This is a genomic window from Clostridium isatidis (genome assembly GCF_002285495.1).
Lineage (GTDB): Bacteria > Bacillota > Clostridia > Clostridiales > Clostridiaceae > Clostridium > Clostridium isatidis.
In genome coordinates, this window is sequence record NZ_CP016786.1 from 867,077 (window position 1) to 888,662 (window position 21,586).

The following is a 21,586-nucleotide window of genomic DNA, read 5'->3' on the forward strand; positions in this document are numbered from 1 at the left end:
TAAAGATATTTAAATAACAATAATTGCAAGGGAATGAGGTTATGAATAGAATAGCTATTGCTAGAAATCCTTCCAAAGATAAAGATAATAAATTTATAGGGAAAGTAATAAAAAAAATCAAAGAATATTTTAGTGAGGCAGAAATTATTCCATTAAATAGTTACGAAATAGATGATTATAGCTTTGTAAATCCTTTAGACTTAATAATAGTATTGGGTGGAGACGGTACCATATTAAGTGTTGCAAGAGGGATAAATGGTAAGATTAAGGTGCCGATATTAGGAATAAACATAGGAAATTTAGGTTTTCTCACAAGTATAGAAATATCAGAAATTGATAAAGCCTTTAAAAAAATCAAAAATGGTGATTATATTTCTGAGGAAAGAATGCTTTTAACTTGTGATTTTCCTCTCGAAAATAAAAAAGATAAATCCTTAGCTTTAAATGATATTGTTATTTTAAGAGAAACTTTATCAAGAATGATAAACTTTGAAATATTTATTGATGGAAAAAGATATTGTAATTTTAAGGGGGATGGCCTTATAATATCAACACCAACAGGTTCTACAGCTTATTCCTTTGCAGCAGGTGGCCCTTTTATTTATCCGGATCTGGATGTTATAATTTTAACTCCAATTTGTCCTCATACACAAGGAATTCACCCAATAGTTTTAAATAGTCATAGTGTAGTTGAGATAAAAGCAGAGAATGGGAAGGACGGGGCCTTTGTAAATTTCGATGGTCAAAAAGCAATTAAGCTAACAGATAAGATTTTTGTAAGAGTAAAAAAAGCTGATGAATATGCAAATATTATATTATTTGATGATTATGATTATTTTAAAATATTAAGATCAAAAATTTTAAATAATTGTAGGGAATACGAAGGTGATTAAATGAAATCAAAGAGACATGAAAAGATATTAGAAATAATAAACAAAAAGGATATAGAAACGCAAGAAGAATTAGCGGAAGAGCTAAAAGAAGCTGGTTTTGATGTAACTCAAGCTACAGTTTCAAGAGATATTAAAATTTTGAAATTAGTAAAAGTACAAGGTATTAATGGACGATATAAGTATGTTGAACCAACAAAAGATGAAAAAGATATTAATAATAAATTAGAAAGTATTTTAATTAATGCTGCTGTTTCAGTAGAAAATGTAGATAAAATTGTTGTTGTAAAGACTCTTACAGGATCAGCAATGGCTGTTGCTGAGGCTATTGATAAGCTTTTTGATAAGGAAGTTGCCGGTACAATAGCAGGAGATAATACAATTTTTATATTATTAAGATCAAGTGATAAGGCTGTTGAATTAGTAGAAGAAGTTAAAAAAATGATATTGTAAAGGTGATAAATATGTTATTGCAATTAAATATAAAGAATTTTGCCTTAATTCAAGATTTATCAGTAGAATTTGCTAAAGGTTTTAACATTTTATCAGGAGAAACTGGTGCTGGAAAATCAATATTGATAGATACAATTGATTATGTCTTAGGGGGGAAGTTCTCAAAGGATTTAATAAGATATGGTGAAAATAAAACCTATGTTGAAGCAATATTTACAATAGAAAATGAAGAAATATCTAGATTGTTAAAGGAGCTAGAAATTGAAGAAGAGGATTTATTAATAATTTCTAGAGAAACAACCCTACATGGAAAAAGTATTGTTAAGGTTAATGGAAAATCTGTAGTATTATCTTGCATAAGAAAATTGAGAGAAAAGCTTTTAGATATCCATGGTCAGCATCAAAATCAAAATTTATTAGATAGAGCATCTCACATTTATTATTTAGATGATTTTATAGGAGATAATATAAATAAGCGTTTAAATGAATTTCAAACATTAAGAAATGAACAAAGTGAAATAGTTAATAAAATTAAGGCTCTTAACGGAAATACAGATAGAGATAAGCTTATAGATTATTTAAAATTTCAAATCGAAGATATAGAAAAAGCAAATTTAAAAATTGGTGAAGAAGAGCAATTAAATGAAGAATTTAATATTTTAAATAATGCCGAAAAAATATCCTTAGCATTAAATAAATCATATTCAATTTTAGATAATTATAATGAAGGAATATCTGTAATCGAAGGCTTATCAAAAGTTGCATATGAGCTTTCTACTGTTGAACAACATTTAGAAAAAATAAAAGATAAGAAAGATCGTATTGAAGAAATCTTGTATTTGTTAGAAGAAATATCTAGAGAAATAAGGGATATTTCATCAGAAATTTATTATGATGAATTTGAACTAGAAAAAGTAAATTCTAGAATTTATGAAATAAGTTTATATAAGAAAAAATATGGTGAATCAGTTGAAGCTATATTAAATTATTTAAATAAATTAAAGCTACAGTATGATGAATTAATAAATTCTGAAGAAGTAATTAAAAAATTAGAAACACAAAAAAATAAAATTGAAGAAAAAATGAAAGGACTTGCTCTAAAGCTTCACGATATAAGGGTAGAAAATGCTCTTATTTTAGAGGAAAAAATTAAATACGAATTATCTTATATAGGAATGGATAAGGCTGATATAAAAATATTAATTGAGCAAAAAGAAGAATTTAATGAACGAGGCTTTGATGAAGTTTCTTTTATGATATCAACAAATCCTGGAGAACCTTTAAAATCCTTAGAAAAAGTTGTATCCGGAGGAGAATTATCAAGAATAATGCTAGCTTTAAAATGTGTATTTATTGATAAAGATAAAATTCCAACACTAATTTTTGATGAAATTGATACAGGTATTAGCGGTTCAATTGCAAAGAGGGTTGGGGAAAAAATGTATCAAGTAGCAACTAAACACCAAGTTTTATGTATAACTCATCTTCCACAGATTGCAGCTTTATCAGACTGCCATTATTTTGTATCAAAAAAGGTTGAAAATAATAAGACCTTTACTCAAATAAAGATTTTAACTAAAGAAGAGAAAATAAATGAAATTGCAAAAATGACTAGCGGAGATGAATTAAGTAATGTAACAATAGAAAGTGCCTCTGAAATGGTAAAGTTGGCAACAGTAAAAAAAGAAGAAATCTTAAATGCTATTTAAATATAATACATAAGAATATTAAATTTTGCAAAAAATAAAATCATAGCAGACTGCTATGATTTTATTTTTTATATAAATAATTTACTAGCAAAGACTTACAGCATAATCTTAAGTATTCAGGGAAAGTTAATTATAACGAGGAGGAGATAGAATGAGAAAATCTAAGGTTAAAATTGTATATATAGCTAGCACTCTGATATTGATCCTAAGTATAATTACCTTCCTGAGTTTAAGTAAAATACCTGAAACTATATATGTTTCTAATTCAATTGAAACATCAAGCATGGATATATCTTCTAACTTTTTAATTAAAAATTGTGAGGTAAATAAAGATAAAATTGAAATAAAATTATTAGGTCTTATACCATTAAAATCAGTAAAGCTATCTAAAGTAGATGATTTAGAACTTTATCCAGGTGGAAATACTGTAGGAATAAAGTTATCAACAAAAGGAGTTCTCGTTGTTGGATATTCAGATATAAATTGTGAAAGAGGTCAAGTAGAAAGCCCAGCAAAAAGATCAGGTATTCAGCTTGGAGATGTAATAACTAAGATTAATGGAGAAGAAATTGAGAATTCGAAAGATCTTTTAAGAAAAATAAATGAACTAAAGGATTCAAAAATAAGCCTACAATATTTAAGAAATGATGTTACACAAAGCAAAGAAATAAATTTAGAAAAAGAAGAGGATGGTTATAGACTTGGGTTATGGGTAAGGGATTCAACCGCAGGAATTGGGACATTAACCTTTTATCATAAGGAAAGCAAAACCTTTGGAGCATTAGGACACCCAATCACAGACGGAGATACAAATGAACCTTTTATTATTAAGGATGGAAATTTATTGGATTCTTCAGTTATTAGTGTAAAAAAAGGTGAAAAAGGAATGCCAGGAGAGTTAAAAGGTTTGTTTCTTAATGAAAAAGTTGGAATTGCCACTATAAATAAGAATACTGAAGCTGGAATTTTTGGAGTTGCTAATAAAAATATTATTAATAAAATTTCTGATAAACCTTTAAAGATTGCATTTAGAAATGAGATAAAAGAAGGAAAAGCTCAGATAATTACAACGGTAGATGAAAGTGGTCCAAAATATTATGATATTGAAATTATTAAGTTATTACCTCAAGATGAGCCAGGTCCTAAAAGTATGTTAATTAAAGTTACTGATGAGGAGCTTCTTGAAAAAACAGGTGGAATAGTTCAAGGGATGAGCGGAAGTCCTATTATACAAGACAATAAAATAATTGGAGCAGTAACGCATGTATTAATAAATAAGCCTGATGTAGGTTATGGAATATATATAGAATGGATGTTAAAAGATGCAGGAATAATAAATTAAGAGCTCTAAGGCTCTTAATTTATTTTAATTTAATCAAAGGAAGAAAGAATTTACAAATTATATAAAAAAATTTAGAAAAAATTGTAAAAAGGAGCTGTTAATATAGAATTATTTATGCTATAATTATGGTAAATTGTTAATGAAAACATTGTTTTTTAAAGATTTATCTATATTATTAATATTAATAGGTGAATTTTAAAAAATATATAAAATATAAAATAACATAAATTTAGGAATTATTTTGGAAATATGGGGGAGAGAAGTATGAAAGACTCAAAAATTTCAGTTTTAATTGCTGACGATAATAAGGAATTTTGCAGTATTTTAAATGACTATTTATTAAATCAAAAGGATATTGTAGTTACAGGAGTAGCTAAAGACGGAAGAGAGGCCTTAGAATTAATTCAAGAAAGAAAGCCTGATTTAGTTATTTTAGATATTATAATGCCACATTTAGACGGCTTGGGAGTATTAGAAAGACTTAATTCTATGAATCTTGATAAAATCCCAAGAATAATTGTTTTATCTGCAGTTGGACAAGATAAAATAACACAAAAAGCAATAACCTTAGGTGCTGATTATTATGTGGTAAAGCCATTTGATATGGATATTTTTACAAAGAGAATAAGAGAGATGTTTAATGGAAGTACAGATGAAATAGTTAAGAAGCCTTCAACTGTTATAGACAATACAGTTAAAGTACAAAGTAAGGGAGAAATGGATCTTGAATCAGAAATAACTAGTATAATTCATGAAATTGGAGTTCCTGCTCATATTAAAGGTTATATGTATTTAAGAGAAGCAATTACTATGGTAGTAAACGATATGGAACTATTGTCAGCGGTGACAAAAGAACTTTATCCATCAATAGCAAAGAAATATAATACAACAGCTTCTAGAGTAGAAAGAGCTATAAGACACGCTATTGAGGTTGCTTGGGGTAGAGGCCAAGTAGATGCTATTAACAAACTTTTTGGATATACTATCCATAATGAAAAAGGAAAACCTACAAATAGTGAATTTATAGCAATTATAGCTGATAAGCTAAGATTAAGAAATAAAGTATCGTAAAACTAATACATGACACTTTCATTTATTGAAAAGTAAATGAAAGTGTTTTTTACATAAATAATATTGAATAATAGAATATGTAAATAGACAAACTAACTTAAGGAGATATATTATGACAGAATTTTGGGAAGTAAGTTTTAGAGAAAATCAAACCATGTGGGGATTTGAACCCTCAGATTCAGCAATTATAACAAAGGATTTTTTTAAAGAAAAGAAAATTAAAAATATATTAATACCTGGTATTGGTTATGGTAGAAACGCTAAAATTTTTATAGAAAATGGAATTAATGTAACAGGAATTGAAATTTCAAAAACTGCAATTGATTTAGCAAGAGAAAATGGTCTTGATATTAATATTTTTAAGGGTTCTGTAACTGATATGCCTTTTGATAATAAGCTTTATGAAGGAATATTTTGCTATGCTCTTATTCATTTATTAAGTAAAAGTGAAAGAGAGAAGTTTATTAAAAATTGTTATAATCAGTTGATGCCAAAAGGATATATGATTTTTACAACCATTTCAAAGGATAATCCAATGTTTGGGAAAGGTAAAGAAATAGATAAGGACTATTTTGAGATTATGGAAGGACTAAAAATGTTCTTTTATGATTCTAAATCGATTGAAGAGGAATTTGCTAAATATGGCCTAGTAGAATATTTTGAAATTAATGAGCCTCATAAAAATAAGGAAAATGTAGCTCCCTTTAAATTTATCATGGTAAAATGTCAAAAAATTTAAAATTTCATTAATAAATAAAAAAACTGTTTCATAGTATTAATTATGAAACAGTTTTTTTATTATAAATAATAAGTTTTACATATATTCAATTATGAATAATGAGCAAAGTTTAATCATATTATGTTCTATAGCTGTTATGAGGAGGAGTAATATGGATATCATAAGAAAAATCAATTCAAACTTTAGAGACAATAAAATTTTTTATTTACTAGTAGTTTCATTATTCTTTGTAGGTATATTACTGGGCTCATATACCATAAAATATATGGATGGAGTAGATGCAGATAGTTTATCAAAATATTTTACTGAGTTTATTAAGAGCTTAAATCTTCAAAAGGTAGAAAATAAGGAACTTCTATTAAGTATTATAAAAAACAACATTATAATTATTTTGCTTATCATAGCCTTGGGATTTACTAAATTTGGAGCGCCAATAATTTTAATTATTGATTTTATTAAGGGTTTTACTCTGGGATATACTTTTAGCTTTCTGTTAACGACCTTTGATGGAAAGGGATTATGGATAGCTTTAGTTTCAACTGTTCCACAAAATATTTTTTATATACCATTTTTTATTGGAATTAGCATAATTTCTTTGGAATTATCTTTTACGAAATTTAAATCAAAATTTATTAGTGGACAAGGAACTAAAATAAGACTAGAGTCTTTAACGATGAAATATGGATTTTTTCTAATTCTCTTTTCAATAGGAGTATTCATTGAGTGCTACATGAGTCCAGGATTGATAAAATTTATCTTAACAAAAGTTTATAAATTAACCTAATCTAATGAAGATAAAGAAGGATTGATAAGTTTTTTGTCGAATTAATAATATATTAGGATAGGGGAGAATTATGAAGGAAATTGTGAATGATTACAAGGAAGCATTACTCAAAAGTCATAAAAGTGAGAATACCGTATATGCATATGTAACTGATGTGAACTTATATGTAAAATATTTAACTAGTAAGAATTTGAACATTAATGAAACAGATAATTTATCAGTTTCATCTTATATTCAATATTTGCTAGGCCAAGGGAAATCAGAAAGATCAATTAACAGAATAGTGATAAGTTTAAGAAGTTTTTACAATTATTTAAAGGATCAAGAAGTAGTAGATGAGATACCTAAGATATATTATAAAAATACATCAACCTCAAAAAAACTTCCGGTTATTTTAACTGTTGAGGAAGTAGATAAAATAATAAAAGTAATTGACAAAGATTCAAATAAAGGAATTCGTGATAATGCCTTACTTGAACTCATGTATGCAACAGGAATGAAAGTCTCTGAAATCATAGGAATAAAGGTTGAACATGTAAATTTAGAATTAAGCTTTGTAAAATGTTATGATAATAAAAACTATGAAAGACTGATACCTATAGGAAGAAGTGCAGTAAGAGCTTTAGAAGATTATTTGAAAATTAGAGAGCAAATTGCCTCAGCAGGTGTGGATAACCTTTTTGTTAATTTGAATGGTAACAATTTAACTAGACAAGGAGTTTGGAGAATTGTAAAGGAGTATGCTCATAAGGCAGGAATAAAAAAGGAAGTTAATTTAAATACATTCAGACATTCTTTTGCAGTACATTTATTGCAAAATGGTGCGAATGTTAGAGCAGTGCAAAAGTTACTTGGTAATCAGGTTTTAACTTATATGGATACTTACTATGAAATAATAAATAATGATAAAATAAACATAGTATATAAAAACTCCCATCCTAGAGCATAATAATATTTGTAACTTGAAGTAATCTAAGTATTTGATAATTATTTTAAATAGATATAAATAAATTTTTATAAATTTAGATTACTTAAAATTAAAAATGAAATATATAAGAAACTACTGAAAAGTAAATTTAGGAGGAAAAATTTATGAGAATGTATGACATAATATTAAAAAAAAGGAAGGGTATAGAATTAACTAAGGAGGAAATCGAATTTTTTGTTAATGGATACACTAATGGAGAAATACCTGATTATCAAGCTTCTGCATTATTGATGGCCATCTTTTTTAATAAAATGTCAAAAGAAGAAACAAAAAATCTTACAATGGCAATGGTGAATTCAGGAGACAAAATAGATTTATCATCTATTAAAGGTGTCAAAGTAGATAAACATTCAACTGGAGGAGTTGGTGATAAAACCAGTATTTGTTTAACACCTTTAGTTGCATCATTAGGAGTTCCAGTTGCTAAGATGTCAGGAAGAGGTCTTGGACATACAGGTGGAACAATTGACAAATTAGAATCATTTAAAGGTTTTTCAGTAGAACTAACAGAAGAAGAGTTTATAAAGAATTCAAATGAAGTTGGTGTTTGTATAGTAGGTCAAAGTGCGAATTTAGTACCTGCTGATAAAAAGTTGTATGCACTTAGAGATGTAACTGCAACTGTTGAAGATATATCTCTTATTGCTTCTAGTATTATGAGTAAAAAAATTGCTTCTGGTGCTGATGCTATAGTTCTTGATGTTAAAGTTGGAGAAGGAGCATTTATGAAAACTCCTGAGCAAGCAAAAGAACTTGCAAGGGAAATGGTTGATATAGGTAATTCTCTTGGAAGAAAAACAATAGCTGTAATTTCTGATATGGATCAACCTTTAGGAAATGCAGTCGGAAATGCTCTAGAAGTAAAAGAAGCAATAGAGCTGCTTAAAGGAAATGGTCCTAAGGATTTATTAGAGCTTACTTTAACATTGGGAAGTAATATGTTAGTTTGTGCTAATAAGGCTAGTAGTTTTGAAGAGGGTAAAGCTTTACTAGAAGAAAACATAAAGAATGGGAAAGGTCTTGAAAAATTAAAAGAATTTGTTAAAGCACAGGGAGGAGACGCTTCTTATATTGACGACTTAGATAAATTCCCTAAGGCTAAACATATCGTTGAAGTTAGAGCGTTAGAAGATGGGGTCATTTCTAAAATCCATGCAGAACAAGTTGGAATAATTGCTATGAAGATTGGTGCTGGAAGAGAAACAAAAGAAAGCATAATAGATTTAGCAGTTGGAATAGTGTTTAATAAGAAAAGAGGAGATAAAGTTAAAAAAGGTGATGTATTAGCTTACATTCACAGTAATAATGAAAATAATATAGAAGAAGCTAAGAGTGAATTATTAAAGAATGTAATAATTTCAGACACTTTAGGAAAGGAAACTCCTTTAATTTATGATATAGTTAAGTAATGTTGCTTATTAAGATAAAAATATGATGTGGTATGTAAATACTATATCATATTTTTATTTTTTTGGGTAATAATAAGCTTGAAAGGAGGTAGTAAAAAATGAATAAAAAATTAATAAATAAAATTATTACTTTGATTTTAACTTTTAATATTGTAAATGCAATTCCTGCAAATGCAATAATTAATTTTAATGATGAATCTTTTGAAGATATTTTAGATTATTCCTATAGCCTAACAAATGAGGAGCCTTCAACTGAAGGAGGAATAAATGTTGATGCAAAATCAGCTTTGTTAATGGAGCCTGTAACAGGAAAAATTATTTATGAAAAAAATATAGATGAAAAATTTGCTCCAGCATCTGTTACAAAGATAATGACTATGCTTTTAACTATGGAAGCCATAGATAGTGGAAAAATATCTTTGCAAGATAAAGTAACCTGTAGTGAAAATGCAAAAAAAATGGGAGGCAGCACCATGCTTTTGGATACAGGTGAAATTAGAACAGTTGAGGAATTATTAAAAGGTGTTGCCATAGCATCTGGTAATGATGCTTCAGTTGCTTTAGCAGAGTATTTAGCTGGTACAGAAGAGTCCTTTGTAGAAATGATGAATAAAAGAGCACAAGAGCTAGGAATGACAAATACAACTTTTAAAAATTGTAATGGTCTTCCAGCAGATGGTCATCTTTCTACAGCAAGAGATATTGCAATAATGTCAAATGAATTATTAAAACATCCTACAGTATTAAAATATACGGGTACATATATGGAAACTATATCTGAAGGTCGAAAATCACCTATTGAACTTGTAAATCATAATAAGCTAGTTAGATTCTTTGAAGGATGTGATGGATTAAAAACTGGATTCACTCAAGAAGCTAAATATTGTATTTCTGCCACAGCAACAAGAAATGGAGTTAGAATGTTAGCAGTAATTATGGGGGCTCCTACATATAAAGTTAGGAATAGAGATGCAAGTATGCTAATGAATTATGGATTTTCTAAATTTGAAGGAAAAACATTATTTACTAAAGACCAAGATGTAGATACTATTTACTTAAATAAGCAAACAGATAAATATATAGTGGCTAAAGCCAAGGATGATCTTGTGGCAATAGTACCTAAAGGCACAGATAAAGAAATAGAACAAAGAATAACTTTAAATGAACCTAAAAAAGAATATAAAGCAGGAGATATTATAGGTAAATGTGAAGTGTATCTTGGTGATGAGAAAATTGGAGAGGTAGAATTATATTCAGATAGAGATATTAAGATTGGTGGTTTCTTAGAAAACTTAAAGTTTAACTTAAAGAGTATGTTCAAAAAAGGAATTTAGTTAGAGGCTGTTAATTACAGCCTCTTTTTAAAAGTGTTGTTCTTTAGTAAAAAAATTGATAATATATTCATAGAAAATATTAAAGGATGATGATTACATTGGAAATGCCAAAAATAAAAATCGCAAATTTTGAAGGACCTTTTGATTTATTATTACATTTAATCAAAAAGCATGAAATGGATATTTATAATATTGAAATAAATAAGATTACAAATCAATACATTCAATATTTAGATGATATGAAAACTATGGATTTAGAAATCACTTCAGAATTTATTGTTGTTGCAGCTACTTTAATAGAGATAAAATCGAAAAAATTATTACCAGTATTCAAGGAAGAAGAGAAAGTTGAAGAGGATTTAGAAAAAAATCTTGTAGAAAAATTAATAGAATATAAAAAATTTAAAAATGCTGCTTTATTTTTAAAGGAAAAATATATTAATACAGGGGAAGTATATACTAAAAAACCTGAGATCATAAAAGAAATTAAATTTGAAAAAAAAGAAGAGGATATATTTAAAAATTTAACTCTATTTGATTTATATAATATATATAATAAGCTTTTAGAAAATTTCCTAAATAAACAAAATAATAACAATAGTATAGAAGAAATTGAAGAAAGGATATATTTGGACAAGTTTAAAATTGAAGATAAAATGGAAGATTTGATAAGTAGAGTTAGTTACGAAAAGATCGTAAGATTTAAAAATATAATAGAACTTTCAAGTTGCAAAATTGAAACAGTTGTTACTTTTTTAGCCCTATTAGAGCTAATCAAAATGAGAAGAGTAAAAGCCTATCAGGATATCAATTTTGGGGATATATTAATTGAAGGGAGAAGGGAAGTTGAATAATATAGAAGCAAAACAATTTGAATTTGAAGAACTTTCATTAAAACCTAAAATAAAGTCTGCAATTGAATCTTTATTATTTGTTAGTGGAGATCCATTAACACTAAAGGATTTAAGCAATGCTCTTGAAGTACCTAATAAGTATTTAAAAGAAGTACTAGATGAAATGATAAGAGAATATGATGAAGATGAAAGCAGAGGAATAAAAATAATATTAATAAACGAAGAATTTCAATTTGTTACAAAAGAAAAAAATAGTGATTATATTCAGAATTTATTAAAGAAGAATAAACGTCAATCTTTGTCTCAAGCTTCCTTGGAAAGTTTGGCAATAATAGCTTATAAGCAGCCAATAACAAGAATTGATATTGATGAAATTAGGGGGGTAAAATCCGAAAGTGCAATACAAAGGTTAGTGGAAAAAGAGTTGATAAAAGAAGTTGGAAGATTAGATGTACCAGGAAGACCAATATTATATGGTACAACAGAAGAATTTTTAAGACAATTTGGTTTAAAGGAATTAAGAGATCTTCCAGATTTAGAAAATTTTGAAGAAGAATTAAGTAATGGCGAAATTGTTAAGGAAATAGAAGAAGGCTAATTAGATTAGCCTTCTTAATTTTTTATATTTAAAATAAATTATTTGAAGAAGAATCACTTTCATCAATATCATTTAAATTTGAAGGGGTTTCTTGAGTGTTTTTATTTTGATTTTTTTTATCTAAATTTAGCATTCCTTTTATATTATCTAAAATTTGTGGGATTGAATCTAATACTTTTTCATATGGATGTTCATGATCTACATTTAGAAGTCTGACTGTATCTTTGCGAACAATTAAAAATGCTACTGGCTTAACACTTACTCCTGCACCAGAGCCCCCCCCAAAAGGATGTTTAGAATCCTTTGTTACTTCATATTTTGCAGCTGTTCCAAATTCTGAACCACCAGAAGCAAAACCAAAACTTACTTTTGAAATTGGAACTATACAGGTTCCATCACTTGTCTGTATACTGTCACCTATTACAGTATTAACATCAATCATATCTTTTAAGTTTTCCATAGTACTTCTCATTAAATTCTCAATTGGATGTTGTTCATTACCCATGTAGTTTTTCCTCCTTTTTAAGAGTTCCCTCTATTATTTCAAAACTGTTTAGTATTAAAATCAATATATATATAATATTTGCTATACTTAGATAAAATATACTTCTTATGTTAAAAAATAAGGTTTTTGTGTTAAATTTAGGTTCTATTGACATATTAAAAAATTTCAAGTTAAGAAATTTACTTAGTATAACTTTTAGAATATAAGTAAAATTACAAGAAATTCCATATAAAATTGCACAAAGAGCTGCATCTTCTAAGCCAAAGGATAAGAAGCCTTGGAAATTTAAATAAGGTTTAAATTTACTATTTTTCATTTTAGTTATTAATTTTTTAGGAGAAAGTTTTTTATTTTTATAAAATTTAATTTTAGGTTCTTTTTTCTTAGTTTTGTTAGATGAGGATTTCTTTAAATTTTCACCGAAAGTAAATATTTTTTTATTATATAATTTAACTATTAATTCATTATCTTCAAAAGATATATATATTTTAAAAGGAATTGGTAAAAATAATACTATAGTTATTAACAAGAAAAACAATATAATTTTCATAAAACTCCCTTTCGTAAAACTTATGAATATTATTGAAAATTTCAAGTAAAAATAAGAATGTTTAAAAAATAACTCTATGAACAAACATGTCATAGAAATTTTTATAGAAGGTGATATTATAATGAGCAAAATAAAAAAATATCTTTTTTTGATAATATTAATATTATTGCCATTAATCTTTAATATATATACAATTAGTCCTTTAGCAGTTGAACTTACTTTTAAAGAGAGGATTATAGATACAACAAAACCCCTTAGAGTTTCTGCTAGAAATGCAATTGCCTTTGATTCAAAAACAAAAGAAGTATTATGGAATCAAAATGGTTATGAAATTGTGCCAATGGCAAGTACTACAAAAATTCTAACGGCGATTGTGGCAATAAATTACGGAAATTTAGATCAAAAGATAGTAATAAGCAAGAATGCAGCATCAATTAGAGGATCAGTTGTTGGTTATAAGGCTGGAGAAGAGATAACTATTAGAGAACTACTATTTGGACTAATGTTTAGATCAGGAAATGATGCTGCAATAGCTATTGCTGAAGGAATTGCAGGTTCTGTAGAAGCTTTTTCTAATGTAATGAATGATTATGCTAAAAGTTTAGGAGTATTAGATTCACATTTTGAATCTCCTCACGGACTTGATAGTCCAAAACATTATTCATCAGCTTATGATTTAGCCTTGTTAACTGCAAAAGGTATGGAATATGATATTTTTAGAGAAATAGTTGGTGAAAAGGTAATTAGTAAAGAAAAATATAATTTTACAAGAGATTATCAAAATATTAATAAGATCTTATATAGAATACCAAGCGCAAATGGTGTTAAAACTGGCTATACAGGAGGGGCGGGAAAATGTTTAGTATCTTCTTTTAAACATAATGATAGAAATATAATTATTGTAGTATTAAATTGTCCAAATAGATGGAATGAAACCGAGAAAATATATAATTATATAATAGAAAATCAAAAATTTGAAGATACTGCAAATTCAAATACTATTGAAAAAGAAGAAATTGCTGGTTTAGGAAAATTGATTGATGACAAAGAATTTACTTATGGCTATAAAGAAATAAATATTAATGTTATAGAGGTTGATAATTTCTTTAAAAAAAAAATATAATAGTGTCATTTTGCCAGAAAGTGCAGAGGATATTTAATTATCTTCTGCTTTTTTATTTAAATAGACAATAAAGTAACAAAATTATGCTGTAGAAAATACTCTATTATTGTATAAAAATTAATAAGAGGTATATAAATGAGAGAATATATAGATTGTATTGATGCTGGTACTGAGTATTGTCCTTGTCATCTTGCCGAGACAAATGAATGCATTCTTTGCTCCCAGCTTCATGGAAGTAAATTTTGCGATTGTTTAAATTGGAATGGGGTTTGTATATATCATGAATTCATTAATAATAATTCCAAGGCAAAGGAAGGGAGAGATACCTATAGTTGTAAGGTTGTAAAAAAGGAATTGTTTGAAGAAAATTTACTACTAATTAAATTTATTGTTCCTCATAAGCTTGCTGTAGACTTATCCAAGGCAGGCAGCTATGTATTCGTAAGAACAAATGAAAATATATATTTTGATGTGCCAATATCAATCTTAGAAGCTGATATAGAAACTGATATTGTAACAATAATGATTGAAATTAGAGGAATTAAGACTAAGAAATTATTAGAAATCGAAGAGGATGGAGAAATAACAATTAGAGCTCCTTATTGGAATGGGGTGTTTGGACTTAAAAATATAAACAATCAGTTTAATAGTAATGTTTTAGTTATTGCAAAGGGAATTGGAATGGCCCCGATGATACCTATAATACGCAAGCTATTTCTAAATAATAATCAAATATCTTTAATATTGGATAAGACCCCTTATAAGGAGAATCATGTAAAAGAGTATTTAAAAGAATATGACCATAATTTAATAGAAGAAGCAGTATTGATTAAAGGAGAATTAACAGATGAAGCAAAAGCCTTAATAAAAAAATCTGTTAAAAATGAAGGAGTTAAATATATTCATATAGCTGGAGCAGATATATTAACTGTGAAGATAATTGAGTATTTAGATGAAATAGAGGCTAAAGATGTTAGCTTATCCTGCTGCAATAATACTAAAATGTGTTGTGGTGAAGGCATATGTGGAAGTTGTACAGTTAGATTTGCTGGAAGAAGGGTAAAACGTCTTTGCAAGCTTCAAACAGATCCAAGAAATGTATTTGAAGGGAGAAGATTAATATGATTAAGGTTATAATTGTTGGCGGAGGTTGGGCTGGTGTTGCAGCAGCTATAACTGCTAAAAAAGCAGGAGTAGATGTACATTTATTTGAAAAAACCGATTTATTATTAGGCTTAGGTAATGTTGGCGGAATTATGAGAAATAATGGAAGATGGACTGCAGCAGAAGAACTTATAGAATTAGGTGCTGGAGATTTAATTGAAATTACTGATAGAACTTCAAGGCATAGAAATATAGAATTCCCAGGACACAAGCATGCAAGTTTATATGATGTTAATATCATAGAAGGGGAAGTCCGTAGCTATTTAGAAGAAATGGGAATAAATATATATATGGAAAGCAGAGTTGTAGATGTTGAGCTAGAAAAGTCAAAGATTAAAGGGATATATTTAAGTGATGGAAAATATATAGACGGAGATGTATTTATAGAAACTACAGGTACAACAGGGCCAATGGGAAATTGCTTAAGATATGGAAATGGATGCTCAATGTGTATTTTAAGATGTCCTTCCTTTGGACCTAGACTTAGTATAAGCGAAAGATGCGGCGTAAGAGATATACAAGGAGAAAGAGGAGAAGACGAGCTAGGTGCTTTTTCAGGTTCTTGTAAGTTGGCTAAGGAGAGTTTATCAGAGGAAATAATAGAAAAATTAGATAAAGAAGGAGTAGTATTATTAAGGGTTCCTGAAGAAGATATTAATTACGATAAGTTACAACAAAAGGTTTGTCAACAATATGCTTTAAAGGAATTTGCTGAAAATATAGTACTTTTAGATACTGGACATGCTAAATTAATGACTAGTTATTATCCACTTGAAAAACTTAGAAAAATAAAAGGATTAGAGAAGGCAAAATATGTTGACCCTTATGCAGGAAGCAAAGGAAATTCAATTAGATATTTATCTGTAGCACAAAGAACAAATGATATGAAGGTTAAGGGAGTAGATAATCTATTCTGTGCTGGTGAAAAAAGCGGCCTATTTGTAGGGCATACTGAAGCAATTTGCACTGGCAGCCTTGCTGGGCATAATGCTGTTAGACTAATGATGGGAATACCATTATTAATATTACCGGCTTCAATAGCTATTGGTGATTTAATTGCTTATACAAATGAAATGGAAAGTACTCGTGAAGGCAGAAAAGACAGGTATACTTTTGCTGGTTCAAAATATTTTGCTAGAATGAAAGAACAAGGACTTTACACTTTAGATAAAGAAGAAATAAAAAATAGAATAGCTAAATTAAATTTAACAAATGTTTTTGCTCAAAAATTAGTTTAATAGTATAAGAGTAAACTGATAAGGATTATTACATAAAGTTAAATGTAATAATCCTTATCAGCTTATAGAAAAAATAATAAATTAAGTATAAAAATTTTGATTTTAGTCATTTATAAAAATATAAGTATATTAAAATTACTAAAAATTATATTATAATAAAGGAGAATGGAAATGGATATACAAAAAGAAAAAATAGAAGAGATTTATGATAATACTGGTAGAAAGGTAGTTAAGTATAAGCAAAAGATAATTAATAACACCCTAAAGGAAGAAAAAGAAATAGTATCAAAAGATTTAAATAGCTTAATTAGTGAGGTAAGAAAACAATTAAATGAATGGAATAATATGAACTAGGAGGATAGATGTTTGTAGAGGTAATTAGAAAGGAAACCTTTAATAATAAAATAAAAATTAGATTTAATAATATCATAGAAGGCTTTGAGAAATTTAATTATTTTAATATAATTCCAAAGGAAAATGATGAATTAATAGAGCAAGAAAAAAAGTTTATAAAATTAATTAAGGAATTTTTTAAAATTAATTCATCGACTGTTATTATAGATTTCTATAAAAATAGATTAAATAAAGAAGCCATAAATATAATAAAAGCAAATCTAAGAAGCGAAGAATTTAATATAATAAATAAAATATTAAATACAGGATCTTCGGAGGATGTATATTTTCAAATAAATAACATAGACTACTTAGATCCTTTAGTTAAATTATGTACTAGAGAGATTTTCTTTATTACATTCTATTTTGATAAAGGAACCCTGTGGGGGAATTATAATATGACATTTCCATTTTTTTATGAAAGTAAAGAAGCAATAGCAGATTACGAAAAAGCAATAGTTAATAATTTAGAATGTAGAATTTATATTTAGAATGGTTTACTTCATAAAACAAAAAAATTAAAATAAAAAGCCTTTAATAAAAAAATCCCTAAAGGGATTTTTTTATTAATTCTACATTACTGAGTTAGCATTTCTATCATAACATCTAATGTAGACTTTGTTTTACGTAAATTATCTACATAATCAGCAATATGATTTTTATAGTATTCAACTCCCAAATCAGTTATAGAATAAATTTTTTTATTTCTCTTATTTAAAAATTCATCACCGGTCCAAGAACTTTTCACATAGCCTTTTTCCTCCAAAGAATAAAGAGTTTCATATATTGTGCTGGATGAGACTGGAAAAGGTAAGGCTGCTTCTGAAAACCTATTTTTAAATTCTTCTAATACCTTATTTCCAAAAATAACCTTACCCTTAGATAACTCCTTCAATATATAAAAACTATATAGCATTTTTGTATTAACAACATTTCTTGGAGCTATAAGACGATTTCTGTTATCCATAAAAAAACCTCCTTTTATTTATAATAACATATAAATTATTAAAATACACTTAAATAATATCCTCGTAAAAGATATACTTAACATAAAAAAAATAGAACAAAATAAATTTCTCTGTATATAATGTAATATACGAAAGAGTAGGAGTTGATAAACATGTCTAGAAGATGTTGTTGTGATAGATGTTGTAATAGAGGATGCTTTAACAGCTGCTGTAATTGGGGCTGTGATTGTTGTTCACCATTATTATGGTTAATATTACTAGGATGTTGTTGGTAATAATTTAAAAAAGGATGCATAATGCATCCTTTTTTAAATTATTAATTTTGTGGTATTATTCTTATGAGGTGAAATTATGTTTAATAATAAATATTTTTGCGAGAAGTGTAAAAAGATTCAGCCGATTTATTCAAAAAAAATTAATGAGGTTGTGGAATTAAATTTAGGAGAAATGGAATATGAAAAAGAAATAGGCTTTTGCTGCGTCTGTGGAGAAGAAATATATTCTGTTGAAATTGCAGAAAAAAATAAAAGAACTTTTAATAGAAAATTAAAAGAATTTGAGGAAAGTTATAATTTAGCAAGATTGATTGAAGCAGCAGCTGATGGAAATTTAGAAATAATAGATGGAAAAGAAGCTGTGTTTAAGAAAATTCAAGATATTTTATCTAGCAAGAATCAAAAGTAAACTTATATCCAAAAGATTAATATAATAAGTTATAATGCTATTATTTCTTTTGGAGGATTAATATGTTAGATCTATTAGTATACCTAGATGAAAACTTAATAAGAAATTTAAATTCTGTAGTATTAAATGGATATATTGATATAAGAACCTTTAAAAAAGTTAGGGATAGATCAATAGGGGGAACTGTTAGCTTATCGGACAAAGAAGGGAAAAGTTGGGATAGTAAAGAAGGAAAAGATAAAATTGAAGGTTATAAAACTAAACATAAGAGTTATGCTAATAGTTCTTATTGTGGCAATGAGAAAAGTCTTGACTTTGAAGGAAGAGATTTTGATAGAAATGAACAGGAAATTAAAAAAATAAGTACTTCTTTTACTTTTCATAGTGATTTGGTAAATTTTTTAAAAAGAAATAATAGTATAAAAAATATTAAAGAAGTTAATAATTTAAGAGATATTGAGATAGGTGATTATATAGAAATAAGGGGTAGTGTACAAGATACTTCAATTCTTTTTTATATTGATACATTATTAAAAATTTTCAATTGTTATGGATATGATTTTTTAAATAATCTAATTAATGATAAGAAAGAATATAAATTAAATTATAATATTATTGGAAATTTATTAACTGAATTAAAGAATTCAATTTCAGTAAATGAAACAAAAGATTTAATTATTAAAAATAATAATACATCATTGCTGCTTCCTGTTAATGAAAATAATTTTTTAAATAGTCATTTTAATATGTTTGATATTGTTCATTGTAATTGCAAAATTTTTGGAAAAGTTATGATGGTAAAAGAAGATAATGCTAAATGTATAAGTTTGTTAAGAAAATCTTCTCAGGAAAATTATTATGAAGATCTACTAAATTATATAGACCCATATTTAAAGCTATTAGAAAGGAATAATATAATATTGCCACAAAAGGTAGAGTGTAATATAAAAGGAAAAATGATTATGATATTACCTATAAGCATATGCATATAATTTGTATATGCTTTTTATTTTTATGTAATAATATAGCTAGTAAGATAACTTAAAGTAGTATATAATATAAATTTGGAATTATACAGTGAAAAATGAGGAAAGGGAAGAAATATGAAGATAGGATTCGACCATAAAAAATACTTAGAAGAACAATCTAAATACATATTAGAAAGAGTAAATAATTATGATAAATTGTATCTGGAATTTGGTGGGAAATTAATGTATGACTTACATGCTAAAAGAGTACTGCCAGGTTTTGATGAAAATGCAAAAATTAAACTTCTTCATAAACTTAGAGAAAAGGTAGAAGTTATAATCTGCGTATATGCTGGAGATATAGAAAGAAATAAAATCAGAGGTGATTTTGGTACAACTTATGATTTAGAAGTATTTAGATTAATTGATGATTTAAGATCATATGATTTAGATGTAAACAGTGTTGTAATAACAAGATATGAATCACAGCCTTCTACAAAAGTCTTTATTAATAAATTAGAACGCAGAGGGATTAAGGTTTATAAGCATAAGACAACAAAAGGATATCCAACTGATGTAGATACAATAGTAAGTGATGAAGGATATGGAGAAAATCCATATGTTGAAACTACTAAACCAATAGTAGTAGTAACGGGACCAGGGCCAGGAAGTGGAAAATTAGGAACTTGCTTAAGTCAACTTTATCATGAATTTAGAAGAGGAAAAAAGGCTGGATATTCAAAATTTGAAACCTTCCCTGTTTGGAATGTTCCTCTTAAACATCCGTTAAATATTGCCTATGAAGCAGCAACAGTTGATTTAAAGGATGTAAACATGATAGATTCTTTCCATTTTGATGCTTATAATAAGGTTGCAGTTAATTACAATAGAGATATAGAAAGTTTTCCATTATTAAAAAGAATAATAGAGAAAATTACTGGTAAAGAATCTATATATAAATCTCCTACAGATATGGGAGTTAATAGAGTAGGTTTTGGTATAATTGATGATGAAGTTGTTAAGGAAGCGTCAAAACAAGAAATAATTAGAAGATATTTTAAGACTATATGTGAGTATAAAAAAGGTTATGTAAATAAAGATACAGCTGATAGAGCAAAACTAATTATGGAAGAATTGAATTTAAAAGAAACTGATAGAAGAGTAGTTTTACCTGCTAGAGAATATGCACAAAATAAGAAACAATTATTAAATAAAAATGATGCATATTCAGTTGTTGCATTAGAACTTGAAGATGGAAAGATTGTAACTGGTAGAAAGTCAGAAATAATGGATGCATCTGCTGCAGTAATTTTAAATGCTATAAAATATTTAGCTAATATAGCAGATAATATCCATCTATTATCCCCAGTAATATTAGAACCAATAATAAATTTAAAATCTAAGACCTTAGGTATAAAACAAACTTCATTAAATTGTGAAGAAATATTAATTGCTTTAAGTATATGCGCAGCTACCAATCCTACTACTCAAGTAGCTTTAGAAAAGTTAACTTGTCTAAAGGATTGCCAAGCCCATTCAACTACATTAATATCATCTAATGATGAGCAAACTTTCAGAAGATTAGGAATAGATGTAACTTGTGATCCAGAATTTGAAAGTGAAAAATTATATTACATATAGTAGCTAATATTCTTAAAGAGATTATAGAGAGGATAGTATAAAACTATTTTCTCTATTTTTTTATAAAAATAATGACAAAAATAAAAATATGATATATATTATTAAATAATATTCTAATACTATAAAAAGTAAGTTTTTGAAAAACAAATGATATAGTAAATAACAATAAAGGAGGGATATT

Annotated in this window: 23 protein-coding genes; 20 read left to right on the top strand and 3 right to left on the bottom strand. The window is 27.1% G+C overall.

Annotated elements, in window-relative coordinates:
* The first annotated feature begins 41 nt into the window (after positions 1 to 41).
* The 12 genes from BEN51_RS04155 to scpB all read left to right on the top strand — a co-directional run bounded on the left by BEN51_RS04155 (position 42) and on the right by scpB (position 12,171).
* The gene (locus tag BEN51_RS04155) at positions 42 to 893 is read left to right on the top strand and encodes an NAD(+)/NADH kinase (RefSeq protein ID WP_119864828.1); all 852 of its coding nucleotides are present in this window, start codon (positions 42 to 44) and stop codon (positions 891 to 893) included.
* Positions 894 to 1,343 (top strand): arginine repressor, encoded by a 450-nt coding sequence (locus tag BEN51_RS04160; RefSeq protein ID WP_119864829.1) that lies wholly within the window; start codon positions 894 to 896, stop codon positions 1,341 to 1,343.
* Positions 1,344 to 1,354: 11 nt separating this feature from the next.
* Positions 1,355 to 3,052: a DNA repair protein RecN gene (recN, locus tag BEN51_RS04165; RefSeq protein ID WP_119864830.1), complete on the top strand. Its 1,698-nt coding sequence runs from the start codon at positions 1,355 to 1,357 to the stop codon at positions 3,050 to 3,052.
* A gap of 151 nt (positions 3,053 to 3,203) precedes the next feature.
* A complete protein-coding gene (gene spoIVB / locus BEN51_RS04170) occupies positions 3,204 to 4,394 on the top strand; it encodes a SpoIVB peptidase (RefSeq protein ID WP_119864831.1) in 1,191 nt (396 codons plus the stop codon).
* Positions 4,395 to 4,658: 264 nt separating this feature from the next.
* Complete coding sequence (spo0A, locus tag BEN51_RS04175; protein WP_119864832.1) at positions 4,659 to 5,465, top strand: sporulation transcription factor Spo0A; 807 nt, start codon at positions 4,659 to 4,661, stop codon at positions 5,463 to 5,465.
* A gap of 112 nt (positions 5,466 to 5,577) precedes the next feature.
* Entirely contained in the window at positions 5,578 to 6,204 is a 627-nt protein-coding gene (locus tag BEN51_RS04180; RefSeq protein ID WP_119864833.1) for a class I SAM-dependent methyltransferase, read from the top strand.
* 151 nt (positions 6,205 to 6,355) lie between these two features.
* Entirely contained in the window at positions 6,356 to 6,988 is a 633-nt protein-coding gene (gene spoIIM, locus BEN51_RS04185; protein ID WP_119864834.1) for a stage II sporulation protein M, read from the top strand.
* Positions 6,989 to 7,058: 70 nt separating this feature from the next.
* Positions 7,059 to 7,937 (top strand): tyrosine-type recombinase/integrase, encoded by an 879-nt coding sequence (locus BEN51_RS04190; protein ID WP_119864835.1) that lies wholly within the window; start codon positions 7,059 to 7,061, stop codon positions 7,935 to 7,937.
* Between the two features lie 143 nt (positions 7,938 to 8,080).
* Positions 8,081 to 9,385: a pyrimidine-nucleoside phosphorylase gene (locus tag BEN51_RS04195; protein WP_119864836.1), complete on the top strand. Its 1,305-nt coding sequence runs from the start codon at positions 8,081 to 8,083 to the stop codon at positions 9,383 to 9,385.
* Between the two features lie 98 nt (positions 9,386 to 9,483).
* Positions 9,484 to 10,719 (top strand): D-alanyl-D-alanine carboxypeptidase family protein, encoded by a 1,236-nt coding sequence (locus BEN51_RS04200; protein ID WP_119864837.1) that lies wholly within the window; start codon positions 9,484 to 9,486, stop codon positions 10,717 to 10,719.
* A 98-nt stretch (positions 10,720 to 10,817) separates the two neighbouring features.
* Positions 10,818 to 11,573, top strand: coding sequence for a segregation/condensation protein A (locus BEN51_RS04205; protein ID WP_119864838.1), 756 nt, complete (start codon positions 10,818 to 10,820; stop codon positions 11,571 to 11,573).
* Positions 11,566 to 12,171 (top strand): SMC-Scp complex subunit ScpB, encoded by a 606-nt coding sequence (gene scpB / locus BEN51_RS04210; protein ID WP_119864839.1) that lies wholly within the window; start codon positions 11,566 to 11,568, stop codon positions 12,169 to 12,171. Before BEN51_RS04205 ends, scpB begins: the two co-directional genes overlap by 8 nt.
* 28 nt (positions 12,172 to 12,199) lie before the next feature.
* Here the strand turns inward: scpB and ytfJ are convergent, their stop codons facing one another.
* Both ytfJ and BEN51_RS04220 read right to left on the bottom strand, forming a co-directional pair.
* The gene (gene ytfJ, locus BEN51_RS04215; protein WP_119864840.1) at positions 12,200 to 12,676 is read right to left on the bottom strand and encodes a GerW family sporulation protein; all 477 of its coding nucleotides are present in this window, start codon (positions 12,674 to 12,676) and stop codon (positions 12,200 to 12,202) included.
* Positions 12,669 to 13,226, bottom strand: a complete 558-nt coding sequence (locus BEN51_RS04220) for a DUF2953 domain-containing protein (RefSeq protein ID WP_164704084.1) — start codon at positions 13,224 to 13,226, stop codon at positions 12,669 to 12,671. Before BEN51_RS04220 ends, ytfJ begins: the two co-directional genes overlap by 8 nt.
* 121 nt (positions 13,227 to 13,347) lie before the next feature.
* On the opposite strand from BEN51_RS04220, the gene BEN51_RS04225 reads away from it, so the two are divergent.
* From BEN51_RS04225 to BEN51_RS04245, 5 genes are all read left to right on the top strand, one after another.
* Complete coding sequence (locus BEN51_RS04225; RefSeq protein ID WP_119864842.1) at positions 13,348 to 14,349, top strand: D-alanyl-D-alanine carboxypeptidase family protein; 1,002 nt, start codon at positions 13,348 to 13,350, stop codon at positions 14,347 to 14,349.
* A gap of 135 nt (positions 14,350 to 14,484) precedes the next feature.
* Positions 14,485 to 15,474 carry a sulfide/dihydroorotate dehydrogenase-like FAD/NAD-binding protein gene (locus tag BEN51_RS04230; protein ID WP_119864843.1) on the top strand — a complete coding sequence of 330 codons (990 nt, stop codon included), beginning with the start codon at positions 14,485 to 14,487 and terminating at the stop codon, positions 15,472 to 15,474.
* The gene (locus BEN51_RS04235; RefSeq protein WP_119866570.1) at positions 15,474 to 16,751 is read left to right on the top strand and encodes an FAD-dependent oxidoreductase; all 1,278 of its coding nucleotides are present in this window, start codon (positions 15,474 to 15,476) and stop codon (positions 16,749 to 16,751) included. The genes BEN51_RS04230 and BEN51_RS04235 overlap by 1 nt, the downstream gene beginning before the upstream one ends.
* Before the next feature lie 171 nt (positions 16,752 to 16,922).
* A complete protein-coding gene (locus tag BEN51_RS04240) occupies positions 16,923 to 17,105 on the top strand; it encodes a hypothetical protein (RefSeq protein ID WP_119864844.1) in 183 nt (60 codons plus the stop codon).
* 8 nt (positions 17,106 to 17,113) lie between these two features.
* Positions 17,114 to 17,635, top strand: coding sequence for a hypothetical protein (locus tag BEN51_RS04245; protein ID WP_119864845.1), 522 nt, complete (start codon positions 17,114 to 17,116; stop codon positions 17,633 to 17,635).
* 86 nt (positions 17,636 to 17,721) lie between these two features.
* On the opposite strand, the gene BEN51_RS04250 is transcribed toward BEN51_RS04245, so the two are convergent.
* On the bottom strand, positions 17,722 to 18,111 hold the full coding sequence (locus BEN51_RS04250) for a PadR family transcriptional regulator (RefSeq protein ID WP_119864846.1): 390 nt from the start codon (positions 18,109 to 18,111) through the stop codon (positions 17,722 to 17,724).
* Positions 18,112 to 18,463: 352 nt separating this feature from the next.
* On the opposite strand from BEN51_RS04250, the gene BEN51_RS04255 reads away from it, so the two are divergent.
* The 3 genes from BEN51_RS04255 to BEN51_RS04265 all read left to right on the top strand — a co-directional run bounded on the left by BEN51_RS04255 (position 18,464) and on the right by BEN51_RS04265 (position 21,405).
* Complete coding sequence (locus BEN51_RS04255; protein ID WP_119864847.1) at positions 18,464 to 18,796, top strand: hypothetical protein; 333 nt, start codon at positions 18,464 to 18,466, stop codon at positions 18,794 to 18,796.
* 62 nt (positions 18,797 to 18,858) lie between these two features.
* Positions 18,859 to 19,788, top strand: a complete 930-nt coding sequence (locus BEN51_RS04260; RefSeq protein WP_119864848.1) for a DUF6414 family protein — start codon at positions 18,859 to 18,861, stop codon at positions 19,786 to 19,788.
* A gap of 111 nt (positions 19,789 to 19,899) precedes the next feature.
* Positions 19,900 to 21,405, top strand: a complete 1,506-nt coding sequence (locus BEN51_RS04265; protein ID WP_119864849.1) for a DUF1846 domain-containing protein — start codon at positions 19,900 to 19,902, stop codon at positions 21,403 to 21,405.
* Positions 21,406 to 21,586: the final 181 nt, after the last annotated feature.